The organism is Martinezella dioscoreae, from assembly GCF_009176305.1.
GTDB classification, from domain to species: Bacteria; Pseudomonadota; Alphaproteobacteria; order Rhizobiales; family Rhizobiaceae; genus Rhizobium; species Rhizobium dioscoreae.
In genome coordinates this window covers 777,790-803,112 of record NZ_BLAJ01000003.1, presented here as the reverse complement: position 1 = coordinate 803,112, position 25,323 = coordinate 777,790, and the positions used below count along the sequence as shown (strand labels likewise).

The 25,323-nt window shown below is 61.2% G+C and carries 25 protein-coding genes; 11 read left to right on the top strand and 14 right to left on the bottom strand.

The features are described 5' to 3' along the window. Window positions 1-6: 6 nt before the first annotated feature. The 4 genes from GDN47_RS15740 to GDN47_RS15725 form a co-directional block, all read right to left on the bottom strand. Window positions 7-420 carry a tellurite resistance TerB family protein gene (locus GDN47_RS15740; protein WP_015338732.1) on the bottom strand — a complete coding sequence of 138 codons (414 nt, stop codon included), beginning with the start codon at window positions 418-420 and terminating at the stop codon, window positions 7-9. Window positions 421-598: 178 nt separating this feature from the next. Next, window positions 599-1,876 carry a hypothetical protein gene (locus GDN47_RS15735; protein ID WP_113332029.1) on the bottom strand — a complete coding sequence of 426 codons (1,278 nt, stop codon included), beginning with the start codon at window positions 1,874-1,876 and terminating at the stop codon, window positions 599-601. Between the two features lie 15 nt (window positions 1,877-1,891). Further along, entirely contained in the window at window positions 1,892-2,560 is a 669-nt protein-coding gene (locus GDN47_RS15730) for a S24 family peptidase (RefSeq protein WP_113332030.1), read from the bottom strand. Window positions 2,561-2,697: 137 nt separating this feature from the next. Beyond that, the gene (locus GDN47_RS15725) at window positions 2,698-3,126 is read right to left on the bottom strand and encodes a hypothetical protein (RefSeq protein WP_113332092.1); all 429 of its coding nucleotides are present in this window, start codon (window positions 3,124-3,126) and stop codon (window positions 2,698-2,700) included. A gap of 104 nt (window positions 3,127-3,230) precedes the next feature. Here GDN47_RS15725 and GDN47_RS15720 point away from each other — a divergent pair, with 104 nt between their 5' ends. Further along, a complete protein-coding gene (locus tag GDN47_RS15720) occupies window positions 3,231-3,587 on the top strand; it encodes a DUF952 domain-containing protein (protein ID WP_113332031.1) in 357 nt (118 codons plus the stop codon). Beyond that, window positions 3,584-4,672 carry a quinone-dependent dihydroorotate dehydrogenase gene (locus tag GDN47_RS15715; RefSeq protein ID WP_145633419.1) on the top strand — a complete coding sequence of 363 codons (1,089 nt, stop codon included), beginning with the start codon at window positions 3,584-3,586 and terminating at the stop codon, window positions 4,670-4,672. Before GDN47_RS15720 ends, GDN47_RS15715 begins: the two co-directional genes overlap by 4 nt. On the opposite strand, the gene GDN47_RS15710 is transcribed toward GDN47_RS15715, so the two are convergent. From GDN47_RS15710 to GDN47_RS15700, 3 genes are read right to left on the bottom strand one after another with little or no spacing between them, the layout of a single operon-like run. Further along, complete coding sequence (locus GDN47_RS15710; protein ID WP_145633416.1) at window positions 4,648-5,997, bottom strand: MATE family efflux transporter; 1,350 nt, start codon at window positions 5,995-5,997, stop codon at window positions 4,648-4,650. The two genes, GDN47_RS15715 and GDN47_RS15710, sit on opposite strands and share 25 nt — an antisense overlap. 16 nt (window positions 5,998-6,013) lie before the next feature. Next, window positions 6,014-6,517: a CAP domain-containing protein gene (locus tag GDN47_RS15705; protein ID WP_113332034.1), complete on the bottom strand. Its 504-nt coding sequence runs from the start codon at window positions 6,515-6,517 to the stop codon at window positions 6,014-6,016. A gap of 1 nt (window position 6,518) precedes the next feature. Then, window positions 6,519-6,785, bottom strand: a complete 267-nt coding sequence (locus GDN47_RS15700; RefSeq protein ID WP_145633413.1) for a DUF6460 domain-containing protein — start codon at window positions 6,783-6,785, stop codon at window positions 6,519-6,521. Window positions 6,786-6,950: 165 nt separating this feature from the next. Here GDN47_RS15700 and GDN47_RS15695 point away from each other — a divergent pair, with 165 nt between their 5' ends. Together GDN47_RS15695 and GDN47_RS15690 are read left to right on the top strand one after the other, a co-directional pair. Beyond that, a complete protein-coding gene (locus GDN47_RS15695) occupies window positions 6,951-7,895 on the top strand; it encodes a class I SAM-dependent methyltransferase (RefSeq protein WP_113332036.1) in 945 nt (314 codons plus the stop codon). A gap of 107 nt (window positions 7,896-8,002) precedes the next feature. Further along, window positions 8,003-8,638 carry a YitT family protein gene (locus GDN47_RS15690; protein WP_113332037.1) on the top strand — a complete coding sequence of 212 codons (636 nt, stop codon included), beginning with the start codon at window positions 8,003-8,005 and terminating at the stop codon, window positions 8,636-8,638. A gap of 9 nt (window positions 8,639-8,647) precedes the next feature. On the opposite strand, the gene GDN47_RS15685 is transcribed toward GDN47_RS15690, so the two are convergent. Beyond that, a complete protein-coding gene (locus tag GDN47_RS15685; protein ID WP_015338743.1) occupies window positions 8,648-8,839 on the bottom strand; it encodes a DUF2735 domain-containing protein in 192 nt (63 codons plus the stop codon). Window positions 8,840-9,284: 445 nt separating this feature from the next. Between GDN47_RS15685 and GDN47_RS15680 the strand changes: the two genes are divergently transcribed. Then, window positions 9,285-10,325 carry a glutamine synthetase beta-grasp domain-containing protein gene (locus tag GDN47_RS15680; RefSeq protein ID WP_145633407.1) on the top strand — a complete coding sequence of 347 codons (1,041 nt, stop codon included), beginning with the start codon at window positions 9,285-9,287 and terminating at the stop codon, window positions 10,323-10,325. 87 nt (window positions 10,326-10,412) lie between these two features. Here the strand turns inward: GDN47_RS15680 and GDN47_RS15675 are convergent, their stop codons facing one another. Both GDN47_RS15675 and GDN47_RS15670 read right to left on the bottom strand, forming a co-directional pair. Beyond that, complete coding sequence (locus GDN47_RS15675; RefSeq protein WP_145633403.1) at window positions 10,413-10,874, bottom strand: carboxymuconolactone decarboxylase family protein; 462 nt, start codon at window positions 10,872-10,874, stop codon at window positions 10,413-10,415. A 29-nt stretch (window positions 10,875-10,903) separates the two neighbouring features. Then, window positions 10,904-11,407 (bottom strand): RrF2 family transcriptional regulator, encoded by a 504-nt coding sequence (locus GDN47_RS15670; protein WP_113332039.1) that lies wholly within the window; start codon window positions 11,405-11,407, stop codon window positions 10,904-10,906. A 227-nt stretch (window positions 11,408-11,634) separates the two neighbouring features. On the opposite strand from GDN47_RS15670, the gene GDN47_RS15665 reads away from it, so the two are divergent. Both GDN47_RS15665 and pdeM read left to right on the top strand, forming a co-directional pair. Further along, window positions 11,635-14,145, top strand: a complete 2,511-nt coding sequence (locus tag GDN47_RS15665; RefSeq protein WP_145633400.1) for a ligase-associated DNA damage response DEXH box helicase — start codon at window positions 11,635-11,637, stop codon at window positions 14,143-14,145. A 41-nt stretch (window positions 14,146-14,186) separates the two neighbouring features. Further along, window positions 14,187-14,921 (top strand): ligase-associated DNA damage response endonuclease PdeM, encoded by a 735-nt coding sequence (gene pdeM, locus GDN47_RS15660; protein ID WP_113332040.1) that lies wholly within the window; start codon window positions 14,187-14,189, stop codon window positions 14,919-14,921. Here pdeM and GDN47_RS15655 read toward each other — a convergent pair. After that, window positions 14,918-15,478 (bottom strand): dihydrofolate reductase family protein, encoded by a 561-nt coding sequence (locus GDN47_RS15655; protein WP_145633397.1) that lies wholly within the window; start codon window positions 15,476-15,478, stop codon window positions 14,918-14,920. The genes pdeM and GDN47_RS15655 overlap by 4 nt on opposite strands. A gap of 111 nt (window positions 15,479-15,589) precedes the next feature. Between GDN47_RS15655 and GDN47_RS15650 the strand changes: the two genes are divergently transcribed. Further along, the gene (locus tag GDN47_RS15650) at window positions 15,590-16,093 is read left to right on the top strand and encodes a winged helix-turn-helix transcriptional regulator (RefSeq protein WP_113351237.1); all 504 of its coding nucleotides are present in this window, start codon (window positions 15,590-15,592) and stop codon (window positions 16,091-16,093) included. Here GDN47_RS15650 and GDN47_RS15645 read toward each other — a convergent pair whose 3' ends face one another. The 3 genes from GDN47_RS15645 to GDN47_RS15635 form a co-directional block, all read right to left on the bottom strand. Next, entirely contained in the window at window positions 16,094-16,903 is an 810-nt protein-coding gene (locus tag GDN47_RS15645; RefSeq protein ID WP_145633394.1) for a TIGR02186 family protein, read from the bottom strand. After that, window positions 16,900-17,823 carry a sulfite exporter TauE/SafE family protein gene (locus GDN47_RS15640; RefSeq protein ID WP_113332044.1) on the bottom strand — a complete coding sequence of 308 codons (924 nt, stop codon included), beginning with the start codon at window positions 17,821-17,823 and terminating at the stop codon, window positions 16,900-16,902. The genes GDN47_RS15645 and GDN47_RS15640 overlap by 4 nt, the downstream gene beginning before the upstream one ends. Window positions 17,824-18,110: 287 nt before the next feature. Further along, window positions 18,111-21,794 carry a peptidoglycan-binding protein gene (locus tag GDN47_RS15635; protein ID WP_152093730.1) on the bottom strand — a complete coding sequence of 1,228 codons (3,684 nt, stop codon included), beginning with the start codon at window positions 21,792-21,794 and terminating at the stop codon, window positions 18,111-18,113. Window positions 21,795-21,833: 39 nt separating this feature from the next. Here GDN47_RS15635 and GDN47_RS15630 point away from each other — a divergent pair, with 39 nt between their 5' ends. The 3 genes from GDN47_RS15630 to GDN47_RS15620 are packed head-to-tail and all read left to right on the top strand — an operon-like array spanning window position 21,834 to window position 25,314. Beyond that, window positions 21,834-22,298: a hypothetical protein gene (locus GDN47_RS15630; protein WP_152093729.1), complete on the top strand. Its 465-nt coding sequence runs from the start codon at window positions 21,834-21,836 to the stop codon at window positions 22,296-22,298. Further along, window positions 22,274-24,070 carry an acyl-CoA dehydrogenase C-terminal domain-containing protein gene (locus GDN47_RS15625; RefSeq protein ID WP_152093728.1) on the top strand — a complete coding sequence of 599 codons (1,797 nt, stop codon included), beginning with the start codon at window positions 22,274-22,276 and terminating at the stop codon, window positions 24,068-24,070. Before GDN47_RS15630 ends, GDN47_RS15625 begins: the two co-directional genes overlap by 25 nt. A 35-nt stretch (window positions 24,071-24,105) precedes the next feature. Continuing rightward, entirely contained in the window at window positions 24,106-25,314 is a 1,209-nt protein-coding gene (locus GDN47_RS15620) for an acetyl-CoA C-acetyltransferase (RefSeq protein ID WP_113332047.1), read from the top strand. The last annotated feature ends 9 nt before the right edge of the window (window positions 25,315-25,323 follow it).

The following is a 25,323-nucleotide window of genomic DNA, read 5'->3' as shown; positions in this document are numbered from 1 at the left end:
AAGCCTCTAGGCCTTGCGATAACGGGCGATTGCGCTGCGTTCGATGGCCGCACAAGTCAGTTTGTCGAGGCCGAGACGGTCGCGAAGCAGGCTGAGCAGGCGCAATTCCTCGGCCTTGACCGACAGGTCGGCCGAAGCGACTTCGACGGCAAGGGCGTAGGCTGTGTCATAAAGACGGGCGGGAAGCGTATCGCGCACGGTTTCGAGCACGATGTCCAATCCCTCATTGTTCGAAAGAAGCTTGGCGCAATCGCGAGAGACGGAAATCAGCTTCTCGTCGTCGAACCCCTTGAAGACCGGCAGGGCGTGAATGAGCTCCCCGATGCGGCTGAGCTCCCGGTCGTTCATCGTGCGATCGACGGCCGAGGCCAGTACCATGACGTAGATCAGGGCCTCGTGAGCAGAAAGCGGCTTGTTCATGACAGGCGAAGTCCTTTGAATTTGGCAAGCTGAAAAGTCGCGCGTCCCATGGCAAAAGTTACTGCATAATTCCTTGAATCGGAATCGATTTAAGGAATTATGCGGCGGATTGGAAGTGCCGTAGCGGCCTTTGCGCGCGATATATGACGCGCGGCGCTGTGGTGGCTGAAGCAAGACGTCAGATCGGATTGAGCGGATCTTCCTTGGGCAAGGCCGGCCCGAGCGTCGATTTTCCATTCTTGCGCGGATCGTCGCCATACATGCCGCGCTTCTTCTGCTTGGCCTCGTCGACGAGCGATGCAAGCGGCGAACCTGGCTCCGGATCGGCCCAGCCGAAGCGCACCAGCCAGGCGCTGAGATCGACGCGGACATAGCGGCAGGCGCCCTTGACGGTGCCTTTCCAGTTGGCATCGGGCACATCGCAATCGATCGATCGGCCACGCAGATACATGCGGAATGCCGTGCGCGCGGCTTGGCCGCAGGGCCAGTCCTTCCCGCTCGGGCCGGTGCACATTCGATCGACATCGGTCGGAATGATCCCGGTGAGCTGTACGCTCCTACCGGTGATGGTCAATATGCCGGCCTGATCCGAGAAGGGGCGGACGAGTTCGATCGTTGTCGTCTGCTCCTGCGGCTTGGATGCGGGATCAAGTGCTGCCTGTTCGGACTGAGACGCTGGCTGCTGCCGCGGCAATTCCGGCGGCAGGGTTCGATGTTCGGCCGCCGCCGTCTCCCTGTCGATCTGGTCGGCCGGTATCCGGTTGTCCGGGATGGGATCGGTCTTGGCCTGGTCGTCAGACCCAGTCTCCGATGAAGCGGCTACCGCCTTGCCCGGCGTGTTTTCGCTTGACTGCTGGGCCTGGGACGTGGCGGCGTCCTTGCCGCTCGCCATATCTGTCGCAGGCGGCAGCTTTTGGATTTCCTCTGGCTTCGTCGATACGTCGTTCGAACGGGCAGCGTCGGTCGGAACCTTGTCGTCCTGTTGCGTCACCGGCGGCGCTGCCGCCGTCTTGTTTTCCGCGGCCTTAGTCTCGTCGCCATCGCTCGCCGCCGCAGCCGCCGCCATGGCAGCGGCGGACAGCTCGGGACTGCCGTCGGAACTGCTTGTCGATGGGGACGCTGTGGCGAGGATCGTTGCCTTATCCTTCGCTGCTTGCGTGGCCGAGCCGGCGGCTTGCGCTACCGGTTGGCCCTCCGATTGCGCCTGACCTGAATTTGCGTCGTTCTGCTTCGTGGTCTCGGCTGGCTTGGGTGCTTCTATAGCCTTTGGTGGTGTGGTGCCGGCCTTGGCGGTCTCGCCCGGCCCAGTCACAGCCGGCTTGCTTTGAGCCGTCGTGTCGCTGTGGTCTCGGTGGGGCAGGCTGAAACCACGCTCGCTGACCTGAATCGCGACGAGGGTCAACCAAGAACCGACGATCGCGCCTGCCGCACCTGCAAGCCAAATATTACGACGCATAACGAGAAAACTTTCCTATTGGCTGGCCCAAATGATCCGGGCAATCCATTCCACATCCGCAAGATCGAAGCTGCGGTTGGGGTGTTCGGGATTGAGCGACAAAAGCTCAATCGACTTGGCGCTCTGCCGCAGCAGAACCTTGGCCATGACTTCGCCCTCGCGGGTCTTCACGACGACACGGTCGTTTTTCCTGATCTGAGCACCTGGCTCGACAATCAGAATATCCCCGTCGCGATAGAGCGGCAACATGCTTTCGCCCTGCACCTCCAGCGCGTAGGCGCCGGTCCTGTGCCCGGCAGCGACGGGAAATTCCACCATGTCCCAGCCCTGACCGGCTGGAAATCCGCCATCGTCGAAGAAGCCGCCTGCGCCCGCTTGGGCAAAGCCGATCAGAGGTATGGCGTTGCCGGCCGGCAAAATCCCGTTTGGTGGAGTCGTAGCGCCCGGCGTCTCGGCGGGCCGGATGAAGCTCAGGAACTGCTCCAGGCTGGCACCCGTCGCATCGAGGATCTTGGCGATCGATTCCGTCGAGGGCCAGCGCAGGCGTCCGTCTTGGCTCAGCCGCTTCGATTTGTTGAAGGAGGTGGCATCGAGGCCGGCGCGGCGGGCGAGACCGGAAGGGGTCAGGGCATGCCGCTCGGCAAGCCGGTCGATCGCACCCCATATCTGCTCGTGTGACAGCATCGCCGCTCGGTATCCGCGCCGGCTCGCCCGGCGCTTTGCTCTTCAGAAAAGGTTAACCGAGGCATTTTGGCGAGTAAAGACCGGTATAGGAATACGGTCCTTTATCCCCGTGCTTTCGCCCGCGGTTTTTCGCGGTCTCAAGTCTTCTGCGGCTGCGGCTTCGCGTCCGGCTGCTCGTTCTGGAATTCCTTCGCCATGCCCATGAAGCCACGCATGAATTTCTGCATGATCCCGAGCGTACGGTCGATCTCGGCGTCGTCGGGCAGGCTCGATCCCTTGTTTGCGGCAACGGTCTTTTCCAGCTTCGTCACGCGATCGGACAGTCGATCGAGCTCGTCGTCATAGGCGCTGCGCTCGTCGGCGGCCATGCGGCAGACGAGATTGCCGCCCTGATCCTGGCAGATGGACATCGCCCCGGTCTGCTTGTCGAGGCGGATGAAATGATCGCCACTGCGCTCCAGCTGGAAGCGTTCGGCATCCGGTTCGGCTGAAAGAGCCGGCGTGGAGAGAAGAATAGCAGTGGGCACCAGCATGGCTGCAAGACCGATTTTCAGTTCCTTCGTCATGTCATCCTCCGGATTTTCTGCGTTAAAACCCAAATCCATCACGGAAACCGTGGACATCGGCTGATGTTTTCGTGCAAAGCCTATCAGCACAGCTTTACAGAGGGATGATGACCGCCATGCCAGTGGTTTACAAGATCGTGCCGGACACGCTCTGGCAGCAAGCCAGACAAACCGGCGTTTTTCATGGCGCGGCGATCGATCTGACCGATGGCTACATTCATTTCTCCACTGCGAAGCAAGCGAGAGAGACGGCGGCGCGCCATTTCGCCGGACAGACCGGCTTGCTGCTGGTGGCGGTGGACGGCGACGCGCTCGGCGACAAGCTGGTGTTTGAACCCTCGCGCGGTGGCGATCTCTTCCCGCATCTCTATGCGCCGCTGCCACTTTCGGTCGTGCTCTGGGAAAAGCCGCTGCCGATTGGCGACGATGGAGCTCACCTCTTTCCGGAGATGGCGGAATGATCGGCGCCTTTCGCGACCTCGGCCGGCGCGGCCTGTTCCTGTTCGATCCGGAAACGGCACACGGCATGTCGATTGCGGCGCTGAAATCCGGCCTCGTTCCCGCTTGCCGCACACGCAACGATCCCCGCCTGCGCCAGACCGTGGCAGGGCTCGACTTTGTCAACCCCATCGGCATGGCCGCCGGCTACGACAAGAATGCCGAAGTGCCGGAGGCGCTGCTGAAGCTTGGTTTCGGCTTCACCGAGATCGGCACGGTCACGCCGAAGGCGCAGTCGGGCAATCCGCGCCCACGCATCTTCCGGCTGGTCGAAGACGAAGGCGTCATCAACCGCCTGGGCTTCAACAATGAGGGCCATGAGGCAGCATTTCAGCGCCTCAAAACCATCCGCGGCAACGGCATCATCGGCGTCAACATCGGCGCCAACAAGGATAGCGCTGACCGCATCGCCGATTATGTCGCCGGTATCCGCCGCTTCTATTCCGTGGCGCGCTATTTCACCGCCAATATCTCCTCGCCGAATACGCCGGGCCTGCGCGATCTTCAGGCGCGCGAAAGCCTGTCGGCCCTTTTGTCGGCGGTGCTTGCCGCGCGCGACGAGGAAGCGGCCAAGGCCGGCAAGCGCATTCCCGTCTTTCTCAAGATCGCGCCAGATCTTACCGAGGAGGGCATGGATGACATCGCCGCGGAAGTATTGTCGCATGCGCTCGATGGCCTGATTGTCTCCAACACCACGCTCTCGCGTGATGGCTTGAAAGACCAGCGTCAGGCGAAAGAGGCAGGCGGCCTTTCCGGCAAGCCGGTCTTCGAAAAATCGACTGTGGTGCTTGCCAAGATGCGCCGCCGCGTCGGTGCCGCACTGCCGATCATCGGTGTTGGCGGCGTTTCCTCAGCGGAAACGGCGCTGGAGAAGATCAAGGCCGGCGCGGATCTCGTGCAACTTTATTCCTGCATGGTCTATGAAGGCCCGGGATTGCCGGGCCGCGTCGTGGCGGATCTCTCGAAGTTGCTCGATCGCGAGCGCGCCGGCTCGATCCGCGACCTGCGCGATACCAAGCTGGACTACTGGGCGAATCGGAACGTCTGATCCGCCCGCTTCTTCAGGCCCATGGCCAGGAAGATGCCGCGAAACAGCAGGAAGGCGTTCATGGCCATCCACAGGCCATGATTGCCAAGCGTCGGCACGAAGACGGCGAGCGCTATGAGATAGCCGCCGAAGGATAGCAGCATCTTGTTGCGCATCTCGCGCGACCATGTGGCGCCAATAAAGACTCCATCCATCAGGAAGGCGAGCGCCCCAGTCAGGCCGGTGATTGCCGCCCAGGGCAGATAGGTCTCCGCAGCGAGGCGCACCTCTTCGGAAGTTGTCAGCAGGCGGATCAGCGCCGGCCCAACCGTAAAGAAAAAAATGGCGGCGGCAAGCGCCAACCCGAAGGACCAGAGCGCTGTCAGTTTCAAGCCGCGCTCGAAGGCCGGCCTGTAATTGGCGCCGATCGAGCGGCCGGTGATCTGCTCGGCTGCGTTCGCGAGCCCGTCGAGATAATAGCCCGACAGCAGGAAGAAGTTCATCAGCACCGCATTGGCGGCGAGCATGACGGCGCCGAAGCTGTTGCCGATACGCGTCATCAGCGTGAAGGCGGCAATCAGCACGAAGGTGCGGATGAGGATATCGCGGTTGAGCGCGAAGAGCTGCGTGAGCTTGGTGCGCGAGAGCAGCTCCGCGCGCGCCGGGCGCTCCTCGCCGGCAAAACTGCGCAGCACGATCAAAAGTCCGAGCAGCATGCCGCTCGCTTCGCCGATCAGTGTGCCCCAGGCAACACCCGCCACACCCCAGCCCAGATAGAGCCCGAGCAGGATGGCGAGCACCATATTGACGCCATTGATGACGGTCTGCAGCAAAAGCCCGATGCGGCCTTGACCACGGCCGAGCACGAAGCCGAGCAGCGCGTAATTGGCAAGCGCTGCCGGTCCCGACAGCATGCGGATGGAGAAATAGGTGCGCGTCGCCTCCGCGATGCCGCCTTGCGGTCCCATGAGCTTGAGGCCGAGCCAAAGGAGAAGAGGCGACAAGAGCACGATCAGGATGCCTGATGTGAGCGCCGATATCAGCGCGCGCCAGAAGACGGCCTGCTGTTCGTGCCGGTCATGACGGCCGTAGGCTTGCGCGGTGAGCCCTGTCGTCGAGGCGCGCAGGAAGTTGAAGCTTGAGAAAAGGAGATCAAACAACACGGCGCCGATCGCAAGCCCCGCCAGCGCGTCCGGCTGGCCGAGATGCCCGACGACGGCCGTATCGACAAGGCCGAGCAGCGGTGTCGTCATGAAGCCGAGCGTCATCGGAATCGCGATCGACAGCACGAGCCGATGCGTCACGTCGAAGGGCAGAATCCGCCGGCTCCCTTGCTGGACATCCATTTGACGTTACGCCTCCTCAGTTCGAGGAAAGCACCATGGACCAATAAGGCCTGTCGCCGGAAGAGGGGGCATAGGCAAGAGCGACGCCAAGGCCATCATATTTGCCGAGCATGTTGTGCAAATGCTTCGGCGAATTGATCCAGGCCGTCACCGCCGCATTCACGTCGCGCTGGCCCTCGGCAATGTTCTCCGCTGCCGGCAGCTTGACGCCGCTTGCCTTGACCCGCTTGCCGAAATCGTCGCCGAGGCCGATCAGGTGCTCCATCTTGCCGGCATCCGCCATCCGCCTCGCCTGATAGACGGCGGCGGTGCTGGCAGCGGTATCGATCTTCAATGGTGGCAAGCCGTTCTTGGCGCGCAGTGCATTGACGAGCGGCAGAGCAGAGGCGGTCTGGTCGCTGGCAGGGATGCTGGAAATCCGGGCAGGCGGCGTGGCGCAGCTTGCGACGGATGCGGTGAGCGCAAGAGCGGCGAGGCGCAGCGCATCGCGGCGCGTGCAGGTCAGTGTCTGGGAGGTCATGTCAGCGGCGGTAGTGGAACAAACGAAGTATGATGAAGACGGGAATGACGATGGAGGCGCCGAGCAGCACATAATCGCCGAACTCGCCAAGCGCAGCGAAGCCGCTGTGCCAGAGATCGAGCAGGAAGCGACGGACGCCATAGAGGAAATCGAGCGGCCGCCAGCCGAAGAACTTCATCACGAAGCCGACCACGAGCGACACGATGACGAGCTTCACCAGCGTTCTGCCTGGCGAGTCGCCAAGGAATCTGTTCACCTGATCGGACATGCTGACGTCTCCATATGGCAGTCGGTCGGTGCTGAGATAGGGCCGGCACCTGCGACTCGCAAGCACTTTCGCCCAGCTTACACCCTAAACCAGCGCCTGCCTGAAATAGGACTTGAGTTTTTTTATGGCCGCGTTCAAAGGCGAGCATCAAACAGGATGAAACACATGCTGCCAAGCCAGCTTTCCTCCGGCGATGTCATCGCCGACCGCCGCGCCGATTATGCGAAGATGCTTGCCGAGAGCGGAGAACCCGCGAGTGCGGCCGAGCTGATGGAGCAGGCGCTGGAGCTGGTACCACGCTGGGCGGCGGGCTGGTTCACGCTTGCGACCTATCGCGAGAAGGCCGGCGATGCATCCGGCGCAATCGCGGCGCTGAACGAAGTGCTGATGCTCGATCAAGGCGATGTCTTCGGCGCCCGCCTCAAGCTTGCCGTTCTCGGCGGTGCCGATGTGCCGGACCGGCCACCGAGCCTCTATGTCGAGCGGTTGTTCGACGACTATGCCGACCGCTTCGAAACCTCGCTGGTCGAGAAGCTCGGCTACAGCGTGCCCGGCAAGCTTGCCGGCCTAATTGTCGAAACGGCTGGTATCCCGAAACATTTCCGCCTCGCGATCGATCTTGGCTGCGGCACGGGCCTGCTCGGGCCGGAAATCCGCGCCCGGGTCGATCGGCTGGAAGGCTACGACCTGTCGAAGGGCATGCTCGCCAAGGCGGCCGAAAAGAATGTCTACGATCACCTCGGCCAGGCCGATCTCGCGCTTGAGCCGGAATTGTCAGGCATTTTCGGTGGTGAGCTTGAGGCCGGCCGCGCAGATCTGATCACTGCGGCCGACGTGCTGATGTATCTCGGCGATTTGCATGGCGTGACGGCGATCGTGCAGAAACTTTCGGCCGATGGCGCCGTCTTTGCCTTTTCGGTTGAAGATGCGGAGCAGCCGGACGGCTATGTGCTGCGCGATTCCCTGCGGTTCGCCCATTCGGAAGCCTATGTCAGGCGGATTTTGGCCGCTCATGGTTTTGCGGTGCTGAATGTCACCCGCAGCACCATTCGCATGGATGGCGGAAAACCGGTCCACGGCATTCTGTTCCTTACCCGGAAATCGGCTTGATGATTTCGAATCTTGCGAATTTGAAATAGGTCAGCATTGCTTACGTATTTTCGCTTGATTATCGCCTGAGCTTTCAGCAAAAAGCCTTGAAACCCAGGGGAAATCACATGGCAAACGCAAAGAGCGCATTTGGTATCTGGAATACGTCCGCGACCCGGCATTCGTGGATCGAGGATATTCAGGGCATCGTCTCCGGCAGTCTGATTTCCTCGCTTGGGCTATTTTGCCTTTCAAGCGCCGGCCTTCTGACCGGCAGCACTGCCGGCATCGCCTTCCTGCTGCATTACGCGACCGGCGTGAATTTCGGCCTCGCCTTTTTCGTGGTCAATCTGCCGTTCTTCTATCTGTCTCTGAAACAGCTCGGCCCGGTCTTCACCATCAAGACCTTCATCGCCATTGCGCTCACCTCGCTGCTGACCAACCTGCAGCCGCTGCTCTTCGATGTCGCGCATATCAACGCGCTCTGGTCGGCGGTGCTCGGCGGCATTCTGCTCGGCTTCGGGCTGCTCGCGCTCTATCGCCATCGGGCAAGCCTCGGCGGCGTCGGCATTCTGGGGATTTACCTGCAGGAGCGTTTCGGCATGAGGGCAGGGTTGGTGCAGCTTGCAATCGACCTATGCGTGCTCGCGGTCGCTTTTGCGGTGACCACGCCTGCTGTGGTCATCTGCTCGGTGATCGGTGCAATCGCACTCAATCTCTTCGTCGCGATCAATCATCGCTCGGATCGCTATATAGCGCTGTAAAGCTAAAGCCTACTGCTTGCGGGTCTCGTCAGATTCGACGATCGCGGCTTCGTGATACCAGCTATCGAATGCGGCCGTCGCAATGGACGGGCCGATATCCGGGGTGAGGTTCACCTTCGGACGCTGGCTGAGCGCCGTGGGGCGAGCCGTAACGGGAAACTGATAGATCTTTGCGGTTTCGTGCCGAGTACCGATTGCCATTCTTTGTCTCTCCCTTTTTGGTGTTCAAGCGGGCGCGCTTCAAGAGACAACTCATATATAGCAAAGCCGAAGGCGAATATCACCATTTCGCTTAAAAAAAATGCTAAATGATGAAATTATAGGCAAATCGACGATGGTGTCGCCGATGCCGTTTCTTTGGTCTGCCGATTTTCCAATCCGTTTTAGGGCCCGGTCGAGCCTGCGACACTTTGGCAGCTCGATTGGAGCCATGGCGGCGATTTGAAAAGAATCTGATGCTTGGCACTGGGAAATCTTGCCCGAACACGCCTCAATCATAAAAATCTCGCCTGGCGGGCTAGGTGTCGATGCGATCTGGCACGGCACATGCATCTCTCTTGGCAGCCGTTCGTAGTGAGGAATTTTCCGGCGGGCGCGCCGGCCAAGTTTTTCCTACTTCGCCTGATTAACTGTTATGAGGTGCGTAATGACGAAGTTTAAGCTCGAGTACATCTGGCTCGACGGGTACACCCCGGTACCGAACCTGCGCGGTAAAACGCAGATCAAGGAATTCGACGCATTTCCGACGCTCGAGCAGCTTCCGCTTTGGGGCTTCGACGGTTCGTCGACGATGCAGGCCGAAGGCCGCAGCTCCGACTGCGTGCTGAAGCCCGTCGCTATCTATCCGGACCCGGCCCGCACCAACGGCGCTCTCGTCATGTGCGAAGTCATGATGCCTGATGGCGTTACCCCGCACGAATCCAACAGCCGCGCGACCATCCTTGACGATGAAGACGCATGGTTCGGTTTCGAGCAGGAATACTTCTTCTACAAGGACGGCCGTCCGCTCGGCTTCCCGGAATCCGGCTATCCGGCTCCGCAGGGCCCGTACTACACTGGCGTCGGCTACAAGAACGTCGGCGATGTCGCTCGCGAAATCGTTGAAGAGCACCTCGACCTCTGCCTCGAAGCCGGCATCAACCACGAAGGCATCAACGCCGAAGTGGCCAAGGGTCAGTGGGAATTCCAGATTTTCGGCAAAGGCTCCAAGAAAGCCGCCGACCAGATCTGGATGGCACGCTACCTGCTGCTGCGTCTGTGCGAAAAGTACGGCATCGACATCGAGTTCCACTGCAAGCCGCTTGGCGACACCGACTGGAACGGCTCGGGCATGCACTGCAACTTCTCGACCAAGTTCATGCGCGAAGTCGGCGGCAAGGCCTATTTCGAAGCACTCATGGCTCAGTTCGACAAGAACCTCGAAGCCCACATCGCTGTTTACGGTCCGGACAACCACATGCGCCTGACCGGCAAGCATGAAACGGCTCCGTGGAACAAGTTCAGCTACGGCGTTGCCGACCGCGGCGCCTCGATCCGCGTTCCGCACTCGTTCATCAAGAACGACTACAAGGGCTACCTCGAAGATCGTCGCCCGAACTCGCAAGGCGACCCCTACCAGATCGCTTCCCAGGTTCTGAAGACCATCTCGGAAGTTCCGACCGCTGGCTTCGGCTCGGTTGCTGCCTGACGTATTTCGATCTCGGTTTTCCGAGGCGGAGATAAACGAAAAGCGCGGGATTCCGGTCCCGCGCTTTTTGCTTTGATGATAACGGTTCTAGGCAGCCTTGCTTGCCGCATCCAACGGATGCTGCGAGCGGAAGCCGACGGCAAGACGGTTCCAGATGTTGATCGTGCCGATTGCGACCGTGATCTTGACGATCTCTTCTTCGCTGAAATGCTGTTTCAGCGGTTCGAAATCGGCATCCGGAATGCCGGTCTGGGCGATCTTGGTGACGGAATCGACCCACCGAAGCAGGGCACGCTCGCGGTCGTCATAAACTGGCGATTCCCACCAGACGCACATCAGGTTGATCCACTGTTCGCTCAAGCCATCGTGGCGGGCTTCCTTCACATGCATGTCGACGCAATAGGCGCAGCCGTTGATCTGCGAGGCGCGGAGCTTGATCAGGTGAATGAAGCGGCGCTCAAGGCCGCTGCTCTGAACGAAGTTTTCCAGCGCGACGACGGCCTTGTAGGAGTCCGGGGAGGCTTTGGCGAAATTGAAACGCGGATGCATGGTCTTCTCCTTGGGTTTTAAATTGAGGTTCAGTTTCTGGTCTTGCGTTCATGCAGCTCGAGAAAGGCGCAGCCTCTCGCGGCTATGCCACCGTCCGTGTCCGTCTGCCGGAGGTCGGTCAGCACGTCGGCGATCGTTGTCTTTGCCAATTCGGCCCGATAGACGCGTTCTGCTGCCAGCATGGCGGCATTGATGCCGCAGGGCTTGGCGAAGTAGCGCCCTTCCAGCGGGTTCGGGCCGCGCTGGCGGATTTCCGCGCAGCGGAAGGCGGGTGCTGGGCCTTCAGCCGCCAGTACGATATCGAGAAGCGTGATCTCCTCCGGCTTGCGCGCCAGCCGATATCCGCCCTTCGGCCCCGGCACGGTATCGAGAATGCCGGCGCCAGAAAGCGCCTGCAGGTGCTTCAGAAGATAACTGACCGAAACGCCGTGAAATTCCGCAAGCGCCGCAGCCGAGAGCACGCCGCCATCGGACAAACCCGACAGCATGGCAACGCAATGGATGGATTGTTCGACGCCGTCTCCGAGCTTCATCTTGGTGCCTTTCTAATTGTAGATAATTTTTATCCACGATTATGGTGGGAGTCAAGGCCCTTGAAATGAGCGGCATGTAAGCTGCATTTGAATATGTCGGACGTCTGACACCCCCCTCTGTCACAACAGTGACAGAGGGGGGTATTGCGTTCTCCGCAAACGCTGAAACGAAAGGACACGAAGTCTCCCCGCTTCTCATCCGCCGCATATCCATTACATTGAAGCCCGTGGACCAGATCGACGCGCAGTACCCCTTTGTCTTACCTGCCCCTTTTCTCCGCTGGTTTGCGGAAAAGGGCTGGCAGCCGCGTGCGCATCAGCTGGAGCTGCTGGCCCGCGCCGAAGCCGGCGAAAGCACGCTGCTGATTGCGCCCACTGGCGCCGGCAAGACGCTCGCCGGCTTCCTGCCGTCGCTGACGGATCTCACTCGGCGCGGCAAGATCCCACCAGGTTCGGCCTTCACCGGCATCCATACGCTCTACATCTCGCCGCTGAAGGCGCTGGCGGTCGATATCGAGCGCAACCTGATGAAGCCCGTTTCGGAGATGGGCCTGCCTGTCACGGTCGAAAACCGCACCGGCGATACGCCGAGCGGCAAGCGGCAGCGGCAGAAGCTCAACCCGCCCGATATCCTGCTGACGACGCCGGAGCAGGTGGCGCTGCTGCTCGCCAATCGTGAGGCCGAGCGCTTCTTCAAGGATTTGAAATACATCGTCTTCGATGAACTGCATTCGCTCGTCACCTCCAAGCGCGGTCATATGCTGTCCCTTGGCCTTGCCCGCATCCGCAAGCTGGCGCCGCGCGTGCAGACCATCGGTCTTTCAGCGACGGTTGCCGACCCCATAGATCTGCAGAAATGGCTGGTAGCGCAGCGGCCGGGGGAGGAGCGCCATGCGGGCCTCGTCATCGTCGAAGGTGGCGCCAAGCCCGATATCTCGATCCTTGCGACGGAAGAGCGCATCCCCTGGTCCGGCCACTCGGCCAAATATGCGATCCCCGATATCTATCGCGAGCTGAAGGCCCATCGCACGACGCTGCTCTTCGTCAACACGCGCTCGCAGGCCGAAATGCTGTTCCAGGAGCTATGGTCGGCCAATGACGACAATCTGCCGATCGCCCTGCACCACGGCTCGCTCGATGTCGGCCAGCGCCGAAAGGTGGAGGCGGCTATGGCGGAGAACCGGCTGCGCGCCGTCGTCGCCACCTCCACGCTCGATCTCGGTATAGATTGGGGCGACGTCGATCTTGTCATTCATGTCGGCGCGCCGAAAGGCGCAAGCCGCCTTGCCCAGCGCATCGGCCGTGCCAATCACCGCATGGATGAACCCTCGAAAGCAATTCTTGTGCCGGCCAACCGCTTCGAAGTCATGGAATGCCAGGGAGCGCTTGATGCCAACTATACCGGCGCGCAGGACACACCACCCATTGGCGCCGGAGCGCTCGACGTTCTCGCCCAGCATGTGCTCGGCATGGCCTGCGCCGAGCCCTTTGACATGCTCGAACTTTATGACGAGGTGCAGAGTGCAGCACCGTATGCCGAGCTTTCCTGGGAGACCTTCGAGCGCATCATCGATTTCGTCGCCACCGGCGGCTATGCGCTCCGAACTTACGAGCGCTATGCCCGTATCCGCAAGACGGCGGATGGGCGCTGGCGCGTCTCCAATCCGCAGGTCGCCCAGCAATACCGGCTGAACCTCGGCACGATCGTCGAAGAGGCGATGCTCAACATCCGCCTGGTAAAGCGCAACGCGCTGGGCTCACTCGGAAGAGGCGGCGCGCCGCTCGGCAAGGTCGAGGAATATTTCGTCGAGCAGTTGTCACCCGGCGATACCTTCCTCTTTTCCGGCAAGGTTCTGCGCTTCGAAGGCATCCGCGAGAGCGAATGCCTCGCGTCGCAGGCCTTCTCGCTGGATCCGAAAATTCCCTCCTATGCCGGCGGCAAGTTCCCGCTGTCCACCTACCTGGCCGATCAGGTGCGGGCGATGATAGCCGATCCCGACCGGCGGCACCGCCTGCCGGATCAGGTGCGCGATTGGCTGGAAATTCAGAACGAGAAGTCGCTGCTGCCGAAGCGCGACGAGTTTCTGATCGAAACCTTCCCGCGCGGCAGCCGCGCCTACATGGTTGCCTATCCTTTCGAGGGAAGGCTGGCGCACCAGACGCTCGGCATGCTGCTGACCCGAAGGCTGGAGCGCGCCGGCGCCAAGCCCATGGGCTTCGTCGCGACCGATTATTCTCTCGGCATTTGGGGCCTTGAAGATATGGGACTGATGATCGCCAACGGGCGCCTCAGCCTCTCCGATCTCTTCGACGAGGATATGCTCGGCGACGATCTCGAAGCCTGGCTCGATGAATCTTTCCTGCTGAAGCGGACCTTCCGCAATTGCGCCGTGATTGCAGGCTTGATCGAGCGCCGGCATCCGGGCAAGGAAAAGACCGGCCGGCAGGTGACCGTCTCGGCCGATCTGATCTACGACGTGCTGCGCAGCCACGAGCCCGATCATATCCTGCTGCAGGCAACGAGGCAGGATGCCGCGACCGGACTTTTGGATATTGGCCGTCTTGCGGATATGCTGAAGCGAATCAGGGGCCATATCACCCATCGCGCGCTGGACCATATTTCTCCGCTCGCCGTTCCGGTGATGCTGGAAATCGGCAAGGTGCCGGTACCGGGCGAGGCTCACGATTCTCTGCTTGCGGAAGCGGCTGACGACCTGATCCGCGAAGCGATGGAATAGGGATGCTGCAAAGCAGACGACGAAGGTAGATTGTTACGGTGATGAACCGCCTGGCGCTAGCGCGAGATATGAATGAAGGCAACGGCGCAACCAGTGCGCTGGGTGTCGAGGCCGTCATTCATGGCGTCGCCGCCGTCTGCGATCCGCTCGGCGCGCTCTATCTGCCGGATGCGGGCATTCTCGTCGTCTCCGATCTGCATCTGGAAAAGGGCGCGGCCTTTGCCCGCCGAGGCATGATGCTGCCGCCCTACGATACGCTGGCGACCCTGACGGTCCTCTCCGCCGTCATCTCCCGCTATGATCCGAAACTCGTGGTGTCGCTGGGCGACAATTTCCACGATCGGATCGGTTCGCAGCACTTGCCGGAAGAGTTTCGCAGCCTGATCGTTAACATGGCGCGCGGCCGCGAATGGATCTGGATCAACGGCAATCATGATCCGGATGGCACCGTCGATCTCCCCGGCCATTCGGTTGATGAGATGCATTACGGTGGTTTAACGTTCCGCCATGAGCCAAAGGCCGGGTTGCAGGCCGGCGAGATCGCCGGCCACCTGCATCCCTCGGCCACCGTTCGGCGTCGCGAGAAATCGGTGCGCCGCCCGTGCTTTGCCACCGATGGCGCCCGCCTGCTGATGCCCGCCTTCGGCGTGATGACCGGCGGCCTCGATCTTCGCCACAAGGCCATGGCCGGCCTTTTCGAGCGCGAGAGCTTGATCGCGCACCTGCTGGGCCGCGACCGCATCTACTCCGTGCGGTTCGGCAATCTCTCGGCCTAGGCCGCGTTCGCCGGTTCGTAACGCAGGATGACAGCCCCGGTTTTGAGGGGCGTGGAGCCGATGAGCTTCATCGGGCGCTGGTCGGCTGCCGGTTTAAAATGCGGATTGCCGGCACCGAGGACGACAGGAACGAGGCAGATCCTGAGCTCATCGACCAGCCCCGCCTTGAGCAATGCATCGGTCACTTCAGCGCTGCCGAAGACGAACATGGTCTTGCCGGGTTCTTGCTTCAGCTTTTTCACCTCAGCGACGATGTCACCAACGACGCGGGTATTGTTCCACTCCGCCTTGTCGAGCGTCCGCGAGGCTGCAATCTTGGCGATACCGTTCATGTAGGCGGCGATGTCGGGCGCTTCCGTCGCGGTCGGCCAATAGGCGGCCATGCCTTCATAGGTTTTGCGGCCGAAGATCAGCAGATCGCCTTCCTTGCCGAGCTCGGTCGCATAATATTCCAGCTCATCGCCCCAGGCGAGCATATGAAAATCAAGGTCCCACGGCTTGGTTCCCTCGAAATAGCCGTCGAGCGTCATGAGATTCCAGATAACGAGCTTCCTCATCACTTCCTCCATTGTGATAACCGTACCATAATCAAAACTAGTTGCTAAAAGAAAGTAGTTGCAAATTAATCGTACTGATAGCAAAATGCAAGCGGTCTTTTGGAGGCCCTTATGGACGCAGTGCATCGTTCCGGCTGCCCGATCAATTTGACCCTGGAAATCCTCGGTGATCGCTGGAGCCTGATCGTCATCAGGGACATCATGTTCGGCAATCGCCGGCATTTTCGCGAGTTGCTGCAGAATTCGCAGGAGAGGATTGCTTCCAATATTCTCGCCGATCGGCTGAAGCGGCTGGTGGAACGTGGTCTGCTGACCCGCGAAAGCGATCCCACTCACAAGCAGAAGGCCGTCTACAGCCTGACGGAAATGTCGATCGACCTCGTGCCCATTTTTGCCCATATGGGTGCCTGGGGCCGCAAGCATCTGCCGGTTTCCGAGGAGCTGTCGATCCGGGCCGAACTCCTGGAGGATGGCGGCCCAAAACTCTGGGATGATTTCATGGAGGAGTTGCGTGCCAAGCATCTCGGCAAGGTGCTGCTCCCGGGCACGCCCTCGGTGCTCGGCCGGTTGACCGAAGCGTATATCGAGGTCGCCAATCGCCGGAAAAGCGGTTGATCAGTTCTTCCGGAAGATGAAGCTTGCGCCCCAGCCGGTGACGAGGGCGAGCAGCACCGAGAAAATGCCATAGGTGATCGGCCGCTGATGCGCCGCATCCGTAATCGTCTGCTCTATACCCGTCTTGATGACGCGCAGCGGCAGCGATTTCTCGCTCAGGAACTTGCCGCTCTTGAAAAGATAGGCGCGCACTGTATGCACCCCATTCGGCACATCGGCTGGAACCCTGAGCGTTGCCTTGAAGAGCGAGGAGCTGACGAAGCGAACGCCGGCGGGGTCGCTTTCATAGAGCCCGCCGGCTTTCTGCAGGCGTCGGAAGGCGTTGCGGAATTCCGGGACATCGCCAACATTGCCGACGAAGCCGACCGGCGTCAGCGGAAGATGGTCGACGCCAATGCCGCGGTCGCTGAGTTCGAGCGGCGTGGTGATATTGTCGACCGCACGCGTGCTCGAGAGCGAATAGGCTTCCGGCACATGCTCGAACGTCATCGAGCGGGTGTTGACCCATATGCCGAAGACGCGCTCTTTCCTGCGAACCGTTGCATTCTCGCGCGGCCCCTCCAGCACGACGACGATATCGTACTGGCCGATTGCCAGAAGCAGCTGGTCGGTGTTGGAAAGGGCGCCGAAGATCGTCAGATCGGCGCCGGTGAAGTCCGAGGTGATGGCGATTTCGCTCGTCGATGTGCCGATCTCCATCGTCTCCCGCGCCGTGGTCGAGGTCGTCGGCTGATCGAGCAGCACTTGCGCCGGCGCGGTGAACGGAGTGAGCAGCAATGCGGCGGCAAGGAGCAGTCCGAATCCTCTCATCGGCTCACCCCTTCCATGACGACGGAGTAAACGTCCGCCGGCGTCACCACGAGAGTGATGACGAGGCGAAGGCCGACGGCCAGGACGAGGAGGCCGAGGAGTGCGCGCAATTGCTCGCCGCGCAGCTTCTGGCCGACACGCACGCCGTATTGCGCGCCGACGACGCCCGCCACCATCAAGAGGAAGGCCAGGATGATATCGACGGAATAGTTGGTGGCTGCCTGGACGATTGTCGTAAAGGCCGTCACGAAAATGACCTGGAACAACGAGGTGCCGACAACGACATTTGTGGGCACGCGCAGCAGATAGATCATGGCGGGCACAAGAATGAAGCCGCCGCCGATACCCATCGGCGTCAGCATGCCGACGAAGAAACCAAGACCGATGACCGGAATGGCGCTGAGATAGAGCTTGGATTTCTTGAACCGCAGTTTCAACGGCAGCCGCTGTACCCAGTTGTGATGGCGCGGCTTGCCGGTTGCCGGGGGCAGTTTGCCGGCTGCGCGGCGCATGGCTCGCACGCTTTCCCATAGCATCAGCGAGCCTACGGTGCCGAGGAGAATCACGTAGATCAGGGAAATGATCAGGTCGATCTGGCCGAGCCTTCGCAAGAGCACGAATAGCCAGAGGCCGAACGTCGCCCCCGCGAGACCGCCGGCCAGCAGGATCGAGCCCAGTTTCAGGTCGAGCGAGCCACGGCGGAAATGGCTGAGCGCTCCCGAAACCGAGGAGGCGACGACCTGATTGGAGCCGGTGGCGACGGCAACAACAGGCGGGATGTTGTAGAAAATCAGAAGAGGCGTGATGAGGAAGCCGCCGCCGACGCCAAACATGCCGGAGAGAAACCCTACGGCTGCTCCCATGCCGAGAATAATCAAAATATTCACCGACAATTCTGCGATCGGCAGATAGATCGTCACGCCTTGTTCCCATTTGCGGGCTTTTCGGCGCGGTGACCGAAGCCCATTTCCCCTTAAATGGCGGATTCTAATCTGAAATCATTGCCAGAGCCTTAGGAAAGGCCGAGCTGCCCCAGTTTTCGAATTGCCGCATTCACCCTAACCCGGCTTTTTCCACTTTTCTGTGACGCTGTATAGCGGAATGGTGGGTGCTGGCAGGGGATGCGGCAGCTTTGAGCTACCTAAACAAAATGCCGGCGTGCTGACGCCGGCATTTTGGTTGATCGTTTTCGCACGACAGCCCGAAGCTACTTGTTGCGGGCGAGAAGCTCCTTGACCACCTGATCGGTGACCCGTCCATCCGCCGGCAAGCCGACAGATTTCTGGAAGCTCTTCAGGGCGGCTACCGTCTTGTCTCCCATGGTGCCGTCGGGTGCACCGGCGTCGAAGCCATTCTTGTTGAGGATGGCCTGAATGTTGCGGATCGCCTTCTTCATGTCGATCGAAGCCGTGTTCACGCCCTTGCCGGTGGTCCATTCGTCGGGGATGTCGGTGCCGTTGGCCTTCGGATCGGCCGGCTGCACTTTCCAGAGATCGACCTTGGCACGCGCACTTTCGAGATCGGCCGGTTTCATGGCGTTGGCCACTTCGTCACGCTTCTGCGCGGCGTCCTTGTCACCGCTCTTGGCGGCGATCGCGAACCATTTGTAGGATTCCTGCAGGTCCTGTTTCACGCCGTTGCCGCGCGCATAGAGGATTGCGAGGTTGAACTGGCTGTCGGAGACGCCGAGGTTGGCGGCGCGGACGAACCAGTTCGCCGCGCTATCATAATCCTGCGGTCCTACTGTGCCCGAGGCGTAGAGAACCGCGAGATTGTGCATGGCGCTGGCATTGCCCTGATTGGCGGCCTGTTCGTAATACTGCTTGGCTTTGACGAGGTCGCGATCGACGCCGTTGCCCTTCTCATACATGCTGGCGAGGCGATACTGGGCCGGGGCATAACCCTTGTCGGCCGAAAGCTGATACCAGGTTGCAGCCTGCTTCATATCGGCAGCAACGCCGCGGCCATCCGTATAGCGTGCGCCGATTTCGAAGAGCGCCACCGGATCGGCCGATTTAGCGGCAGCGACGAGCGATGGCGGCTGGATGCCGTCGGGTACCGCGATTTCCGGCGCTGCCGGCGTGGTGGCGGGAGAGGCAGCGGATGTGTTCTCAGTCTGAACGAAGGCGGTGGCCTGCTGTGCAGGTGCGCTGCCGGCAGGAGCCAACTCTTCGCTTGCCGTCTGGTTGCCGTCGAGCGGCGTAGCTGCCGTCAGGTGATCATTCGCGGGTGCGGCGGCGGGATCGGTGGCCGTGGGTGCAGGCTGGACTTCCGCCGTCTCCGTCGTGGAAATCGAGGGTGCGGCGGCCTGGTTTGCAGCAGGCTGCTGATTGCTGGCGGCCGGGTTCGTGTTGGCAGCGACGGTATTGATCGCGGTACTATCGGCAGGCGCGACCATTGTCGATACCTGGGCCGGTGCCGGCGCCTTCTGGCCGCGTGTCAGCGTGTTCGCCAGCGGATAAGCCATGATGGCGAGCATGACTGCACCCAGCGCAAGCAGGATAGGCCGGCGGAAGCGTGAGAACGCGCCGCCCTTCTTGGCATCTTTCTTGGAAGCAGGAGCCGAGCGCTGCGTCTGGTCGACTTCCATGGCCGCGGCCTGTGCGGCACGGCGGGCGGCCGCGATATAATCGGCCCGTTCGTTCTCGCTCGGCTGGCGGGCGTTTCCGCTGCGCGACGTGTTCTGGCTGGCGCGCACGCGCTCGAGGATCTTCTTGATGTCAGGCGCGCCGGAGCCCGGCTCCAGCAGTTCGTTGGCCTCTTCGCCGGGCATCACGTCGGCGGGATCGATCGACGGCGCCTGCTCGATGACCGGGCGGTCCGGCAGAAAGATCGGTTCGGCCTTTTCTGGCATGAAGAAGCGCTTGCCGAGGCTGGCAAACAGGCTGGTCTTGCCGCTCTTCTTGGCTGCCGCCTTGATTTCAGCCTTCGTGTTGGCGTCGATCGCCTGCGCGACCGCGACTTCGGCTGAAACCGAGGCTTCGGCAGGCGCCATCGTGCGGATGATCGGACCCGCCTTCTGCTGCGCGGCCATTGGCGGCCTCAGCGCCGGAGCATCCTCTTCGGCAAAGACGTCGCTTTCGAATGTCGCGGCCGGCATGGCGGGCGCCGGCTTGCGCTGTTCCATGTGATCGAGACGGTCGGCGATCTGCAGCAGGGTATCGTGCAGAGCCTCGAAGGTGCGGTGCGTGCGCTCGTCGCTGGCGCGGCTGAGGTCCTCAAGATGACGAAGGTCTTCGGCAAGTGCCGTCAATGCCGCCATATCGGCCGCCTGTGCACCATGACCCATTGCGCCTTCGCGCGAATAGGCTTCGACGACGGTTTCCGCCGCATGGCGGGCCGCTTCGATGATATATTCGTCGTTGGTCGCCATATAGTCCTCGATCGCGCTCATGCGGCGATCGAAATCTGGAGGCAGATGATCGCCGCCGGCGCGAGGCTCGGCCGTCAGCAATGTCGAGAGATGGGCGATCTGCTCTTCGAGACTGCGCAGCGCCTGCGTATCCGTCGGCGGAGCGGCAGTGCTCGCTTCCAGCCGGGCCGCGATGTCGGAGAGGCGGCCTTCGAGGCGACGCGCCATGCTGTCGTCGAGGCTTGCGGCTGGCGCGGACGGATGGAAATCGATCTCGTCGATGCGGCGAGCGAGATAATCCAGCCGGTCGGCCAGTGCGTTGCCGACAGACCCATGTTCCAGCGCATCGATCTTATGGGAGATGTCGGCGAGATAGGTGACGAGCTCCGGCTGCGGCGTGGCCTTCTGCGAACGCTCCATCAGATGCGAAAGCTGGTCCAGGCGCTCTTCGAGGCGGGCGACGGCCTTGGCGCTGCCGAGTTCGTCGATGCGCATGGCGAGCGCTTCGAGACGACCGGAAAGGTCGTCGGCAGGCTGACGCCGGCCCGCATCGCGGCTTATCATGTCGATCTGGTCGGCAAGGCCGCTGAGGCGGCCTTCCAGCCGCTGCATGGCCTGGTCCTGCGGCTGCATCATCGAGCCGAGGCTTTCCATCGCGGTTGCGATCGTCAGCAGCTTCGTTTCCAGCGCATGCACGGCCGGGCTGTCGTTCATGCCGCCGAGATGCTGCTTGATGTCATCGAGGCGATAGGCCAGCGAGACGAGCTCGTCCTGCAGGCCCGACGTGTCGATCGCCTTCACCTGGCGCTCGACATGGTGAAGCGACTCTTCGCGGGCGAGGCCGTCCATCAGCGAACGCAGCTCATCGAATTCCGCTTTCAGTCCGGCAGTCTCCGGCTGACCGGCGAGCTGGTTGATGCTGTCGGCAAGCCTGGCCATGTCCTGGCGGACATCGGCGACGAAATGCTTGTCCTCGGCGTTTTCGCGGATATCGCGGATTTCGGCGCGCAAGGCGGTGACTTCGCGGCTCACGCTATCGGCGATGTCGCGCTTCAGATCCTGGCGAAGGTTGACGAGCGCCTGGGCGATATCGACCGGTGCGTCGGCGGCAGCGGCCCGCATCGGCTGGCGCTGGGGATAGCTGTCGATCGGACGTCGTGCCGGCTGCAGTTCTGCATGCGCGATTTCCTCACGCCGTGGCTGCAGACGTTCGCGGTTTGCTTCCAGCGTGCGTTGACGCTGACGGATTTCGGCAAGCGGATCGGAGCGAAAGTCGCTCTCATGGCGTTCGTTGCGCAGCGGGCGCTCGTAAGCGCGGCTGACATATTGTTCGCGTTCGGGGCGGGGCGGCATCCGCTCGGGTGCGGCTCGTTCGGGAGCAGGCGCATAGCCGGCGGTGACGCGCTGGCGCGTATCGCGCGCGGCGGCGGTTCCCATCAGCCCTTCGATGCGTGCCTCCAGCCCCTCGATTGTGCGGCTCAGAGCATCCAGCGACGTCCAGTCGCTGGTTCCGGTATGATTTGATCGCGATCCGCTCATATCTCTTGCTCGCCTCGAACTGTGGACCACCAGGCTGTCATGCTGACGAAAGAAGACGTTGCTGCATCGCCTTGCTGTCTGCATCCCGCCGTTCGGAAAGGGATAAATCTATTGGCTTTCCTCAAACAGAGCGGCATAGACAGCGCGATTTCCAAGCATAAGTTGAAGAAACGCGAAGCACTGCTGCTCAACTCGTACAATTTACGAAACGTGGTAAACAACTCGTTAAGTTTGCCTGGTGTCTTAACCTTTTATTTTGGTTCTGCTGTACCGCCGCCTGATATTCTTGCGCTGAGGCAGCAGCAGTTTGCTTGGGCAGGGGAGGTATCGGCGACATGCGGAATGCTCTCCCTCACCGGCTTCACTAAAATTTCACCGCGAGACACGAATTTGACGTTTACGCAAACGTCAATATTTTGTAAGAGTATGACAGTGGCTGGAATCTCAAGGTCCGGCGGCGAATTGGAGGAATTCGAGAAATGCCAGTCTACAAGGCCCCGGTGAACGATACGCTCTTCGTCCTGAACGATGTGCTTGGGCTGGAGCGCTACAACAATCTTCCGGGTTATGCCGATGCCACGCCTGACATGATCGAGGCGATCGTCGGCGAAGCGGCCAAGATGTCGGAAGAGGTGCTTTTCCCGCTCAATTATTCCGGCGATCAGGAGGGTTGCGTGCGCCATGACGACGGCACCGTCTCCACGCCGAAGGGCTTCAAGGAAGCCTATCGCGCCTATCGCGAAGGCGGCTGGCTGGGTCTTGCCGTGCCGGAAGAATTCGGCGGGCAGGGGCTTCCCTATGTGCTGCACTGCGCCGTCGGCGAATATACCTCCGCCGCCAACATGTCGCTGATGATGTATCCGGGCCTGACGCAGGGCGCGATCGCGGCGATCCTCGTCCATGGCTCGGACGCGCAGAAGCAGACCTATCTGCCGAAGATGGTCGAGGGCAGCTGGTCCGGCACCATGAACCTCACCGAACCGCATTGCGGCACCGATCTCGGCTTGCTGCGCACCAAGGCGGTTCCGCAAGCCGACGGCAGCTACAAGATATCAGGCCAGAAGATCTTCATTTCCGCCGGCGAGCACGACATGACGGATAATATCGTCCATCTCGTCCTTGCCCGCATCGAAGGTGCACCCGAAGGCACCAAGGGCATCTCACTCTTCATCGTGCCGAAGTTCCTCGTCAAGGATGATGGTTCGCTCGGTGATCGCAACCCTGTCTCCTGCGGCGCGATCGAGCACAAGATGGGCATCCACGGCAATGCCACTTGCGTCATGAACTATGATGAGGCCACAGGCTTCCTGATCGGTGCGGAGAACAAGGGCCTCAACGCCATGTTCGTGATGATGAACGAGGCTCGCCTCGGCGTCGGCCTGCAGGGTCTCTCCATCGCCGAGATCGCCTATCAGAACGCGGCCAATTATGCCCGCGAGCGCATCCAGGGCCGCTCGCTCTCCGGCCCGAAGGAGCCCGACAAGAAGGCGGACCCGATCATCGTCCATCCGGATATCCGTCGCTCGCTGATGACGATCCGCGCCTTCAACGAGGCGGGCCGCGCCTTCCTGCTCTGGACGGCGCTGAAATCAGATATCGCCCATCGCTCCCCGGATGAGAAGGACCGCCAGGCAGCTGACGATATCCTGGGTCTGGCGACGCCGATCCTGAAGGGCGTCCTGACCGACAAGGGCTTCGAGCATGCCGTCATGGCACAGCAGGTCTTCGGTGGTCACGGCTATATCGAAGAGCACGGCATGAGCCAGTATGTCCGCGATGCCCGCATCACCATGATCTATGAAGGCGCCAACGGCATTCAGGCGCTCGATCTCGTGGGCCGCAAGCTGGCGCTGAACGGCGGCCGCGCCGTCATGGCACTCTTCAAGGAAATCGGCGATTTCTGCGAGGAAAACCGCAGCGACGAGCAGATGGCCTTCTTCACCAAGCATCTGAAGAAGGGCTTGAACGATGTACAGGCCGCGACCATGTGGTTCATGCAGAATGCCATGGCCAAGCCCGACAATGCCGGTGCCGGCTCGACCGATTACATGCACCTCTTTGGCCTCGTCGTTCTTGGCTACATGTGGGCGAAGATGGCCAAGGCGGCGCAGGCAGGCCTTGCGGCTGGCGACAGTGCGCGCGAGGATTATCTGAAGAACAAGCTTGTCACGGCACGGTTCTACATGGAGCGCATCATGCCGGAAACGGCGCTGCGCAAGGCGCGCATCGAAACCGGTGCCGACACGATGATGGAACTGGCGGCGGAAGCCTTTTGATCAAGGCGGCGCCAGCCGCTGCAGGGAGATGAGACATGACCGAGGTTTTCATTTACGACCACGTGCGCACGCCGCGCGGGCGGGGCAAGAAGGATGGGGCGCTGCACGAAGTGCCCTCCGTTCGCCTCGCTGCGAAAACGCTGGAGGCGATCCGCGACCGCAACGGCCTCGATACCGAAACGGTTGACGACATCATTATGGGCTGCGTCGATCCTGTCATGGAAGCAGGCGCCGTTATCCCGAGGGGCGCTGCCTTCGAAGCCGGCTATTCCACCAAGGCGCCTGGCATGCAAATTTCCCGCTTCTGCGCCTCGGGCCTTGACGCCGTGAATTTCGGCGCGGCCAAGATCGCGCAAGGGGCTGATGACATCGTCATCGCCGGTGGTGTAGAAAGCATGTCGCGCGTCGGCTTGGGCATGTCGGGTGGTGCCTGGTTCATGGACCCCTCCGTCAACTTCCCGGCCTATTTCATGCCGCAGGGCGTATCGGCCGATCTCATCGCCACCAAATACGGTTTCTCGCGCGATGACGTCGATGCCTATGCCGTCGAAAGCCAGAAGCGCGCCGCCAATGCCTGGGAGAAGGGCTACTTCAAGAATTCCGTCATTCCGGTGAAGGATGTTAACGGCCTGACCATTCTCGACCGCGATGAGCACATGCGTCCCGGCACGGACATGCAGGCGCTCGCCTCGCTCAATCCGTCCTTCCAGATGCCCGGCGAGATGGGAGGCTTCGAAGCTGTCGGCATTCAGGCTCATCCGGAAGTCGAACGCATCAACTACGTCCACCATGCCGGCAACTCTTCCGGCATCGTCGATGGCGCCGCTGCTGTGCTGCTCGGCTCCAAGGCGGGCGGTGAAAGCATGGGGCTGAAGCCGCGTGGCCGCATCAAGGCCTTCGCCAATATCGGCTCCGACCCGGCGCTGATGCTGACCGGCCCGGTCGACGTTACCGAAAAGCTCTTGAAGCGCAGCGGCTTGACGCTTGCCGATATTGATCTCTTCGAACTCAACGAAGCCTTTGCCGCCGTCGTGCTGCGCTACATGCAAGCTTTCGATATCGAGCACGACAAGATCAACGTCAATGGCGGCGCGATTGCCATGGGCCATCCGCTCGGTGCCACCGGCGCTATGATCCTCGGCACCGTGCTCGATGAGCTGGAACGCCGCGACCTCAACACGGCGCTGGTTACGCTCTGCATCGGTGCCGGTATGGGCACGGCCACGATCATCGAACGCGTCTGAGGAGGGGAA

Excerpts from the sequence above, each read along its gene's own strand:
- GDN47_RS15670 (WP_113332039.1), bottom strand. The coding sequence starts at position 11,407 with ATGAAGCTCGGAGACGGCGTCGAACAATCCATCCATTGCGTTGCCATG.
- GDN47_RS15725 (WP_113332092.1), bottom strand. The coding sequence starts at position 3,126 with ATGACGAAGGAACTGAAAATCGGTCTTGCAGCCATGCTGGTGCCCACT.
- GDN47_RS15705 (WP_113332034.1), bottom strand. The coding sequence starts at position 6,517 with ATGACCTCCCAGACACTGACCTGCACGCGCCGCGATGCGCTGCGCCTC.
- pdeM (WP_113332040.1), top strand. The coding sequence starts at position 14,187 with ATGAACCGCCTGGCGCTAGCGCGAGATATGAATGAAGGCAACGGCGCA.
- GDN47_RS15720 (WP_113332031.1), top strand. The coding sequence starts at position 3,231 with ATGATGACCGCCATGCCAGTGGTTTACAAGATCGTGCCGGACACGCTC.
- GDN47_RS15715 (WP_145633419.1), top strand. The coding sequence starts at position 3,584 with ATGATCGGCGCCTTTCGCGACCTCGGCCGGCGCGGCCTGTTCCTGTTC.
- GDN47_RS15700 (WP_145633413.1), bottom strand. The coding sequence starts at position 6,785 with ATGTCCGATCAGGTGAACAGATTCCTTGGCGACTCGCCAGGCAGAACG.
- GDN47_RS15685 (WP_015338743.1), bottom strand. The coding sequence starts at position 8,839 with ATGGCAATCGGTACTCGGCACGAAACCGCAAAGATCTATCAGTTTCCC.
- GDN47_RS15710 (WP_145633416.1), bottom strand. The coding sequence starts at position 5,997 with ATGGATGTCCAGCAAGGGAGCCGGCGGATTCTGCCCTTCGACGTGACG.
- GDN47_RS15740 (WP_015338732.1), bottom strand. The coding sequence starts at position 420 with ATGAACAAGCCGCTTTCTGCTCACGAGGCCCTGATCTACGTCATGGTA.
- GDN47_RS15625 (WP_152093728.1), top strand. The coding sequence starts at position 22,274 with ATGCCAGTCTACAAGGCCCCGGTGAACGATACGCTCTTCGTCCTGAAC.
- GDN47_RS15680 (WP_145633407.1), top strand. The coding sequence starts at position 9,285 with ATGACGAAGTTTAAGCTCGAGTACATCTGGCTCGACGGGTACACCCCG.
- GDN47_RS15675 (WP_145633403.1), bottom strand. The coding sequence starts at position 10,874 with ATGCATCCGCGTTTCAATTTCGCCAAAGCCTCCCCGGACTCCTACAAG.
- GDN47_RS15620 (WP_113332047.1), top strand. The coding sequence starts at position 24,106 with ATGACCGAGGTTTTCATTTACGACCACGTGCGCACGCCGCGCGGGCGG.
- GDN47_RS15630 (WP_152093729.1), top strand. The coding sequence starts at position 21,834 with ATGCTGACGAAAGAAGACGTTGCTGCATCGCCTTGCTGTCTGCATCCC.
- GDN47_RS15695 (WP_113332036.1), top strand. The coding sequence starts at position 6,951 with ATGCTGCCAAGCCAGCTTTCCTCCGGCGATGTCATCGCCGACCGCCGC.
- GDN47_RS15690 (WP_113332037.1), top strand. The coding sequence starts at position 8,003 with ATGGCAAACGCAAAGAGCGCATTTGGTATCTGGAATACGTCCGCGACC.
- GDN47_RS15645 (WP_145633394.1), bottom strand. The coding sequence starts at position 16,903 with ATGAGAGGATTCGGACTGCTCCTTGCCGCCGCATTGCTGCTCACTCCG.
- GDN47_RS15655 (WP_145633397.1), bottom strand. The coding sequence starts at position 15,478 with ATGAGGAAGCTCGTTATCTGGAATCTCATGACGCTCGACGGCTATTTC.
- GDN47_RS15635 (WP_152093730.1), bottom strand. The coding sequence starts at position 21,794 with ATGAGCGGATCGCGATCAAATCATACCGGAACCAGCGACTGGACGTCG.
- GDN47_RS15730 (WP_113332030.1), bottom strand. The coding sequence starts at position 2,560 with ATGCTGTCACACGAGCAGATATGGGGTGCGATCGACCGGCTTGCCGAG.
- GDN47_RS15735 (WP_113332029.1), bottom strand. The coding sequence starts at position 1,876 with ATGCGTCGTAATATTTGGCTTGCAGGTGCGGCAGGCGCGATCGTCGGT.
- GDN47_RS15650 (WP_113351237.1), top strand. The coding sequence starts at position 15,590 with ATGGACGCAGTGCATCGTTCCGGCTGCCCGATCAATTTGACCCTGGAA.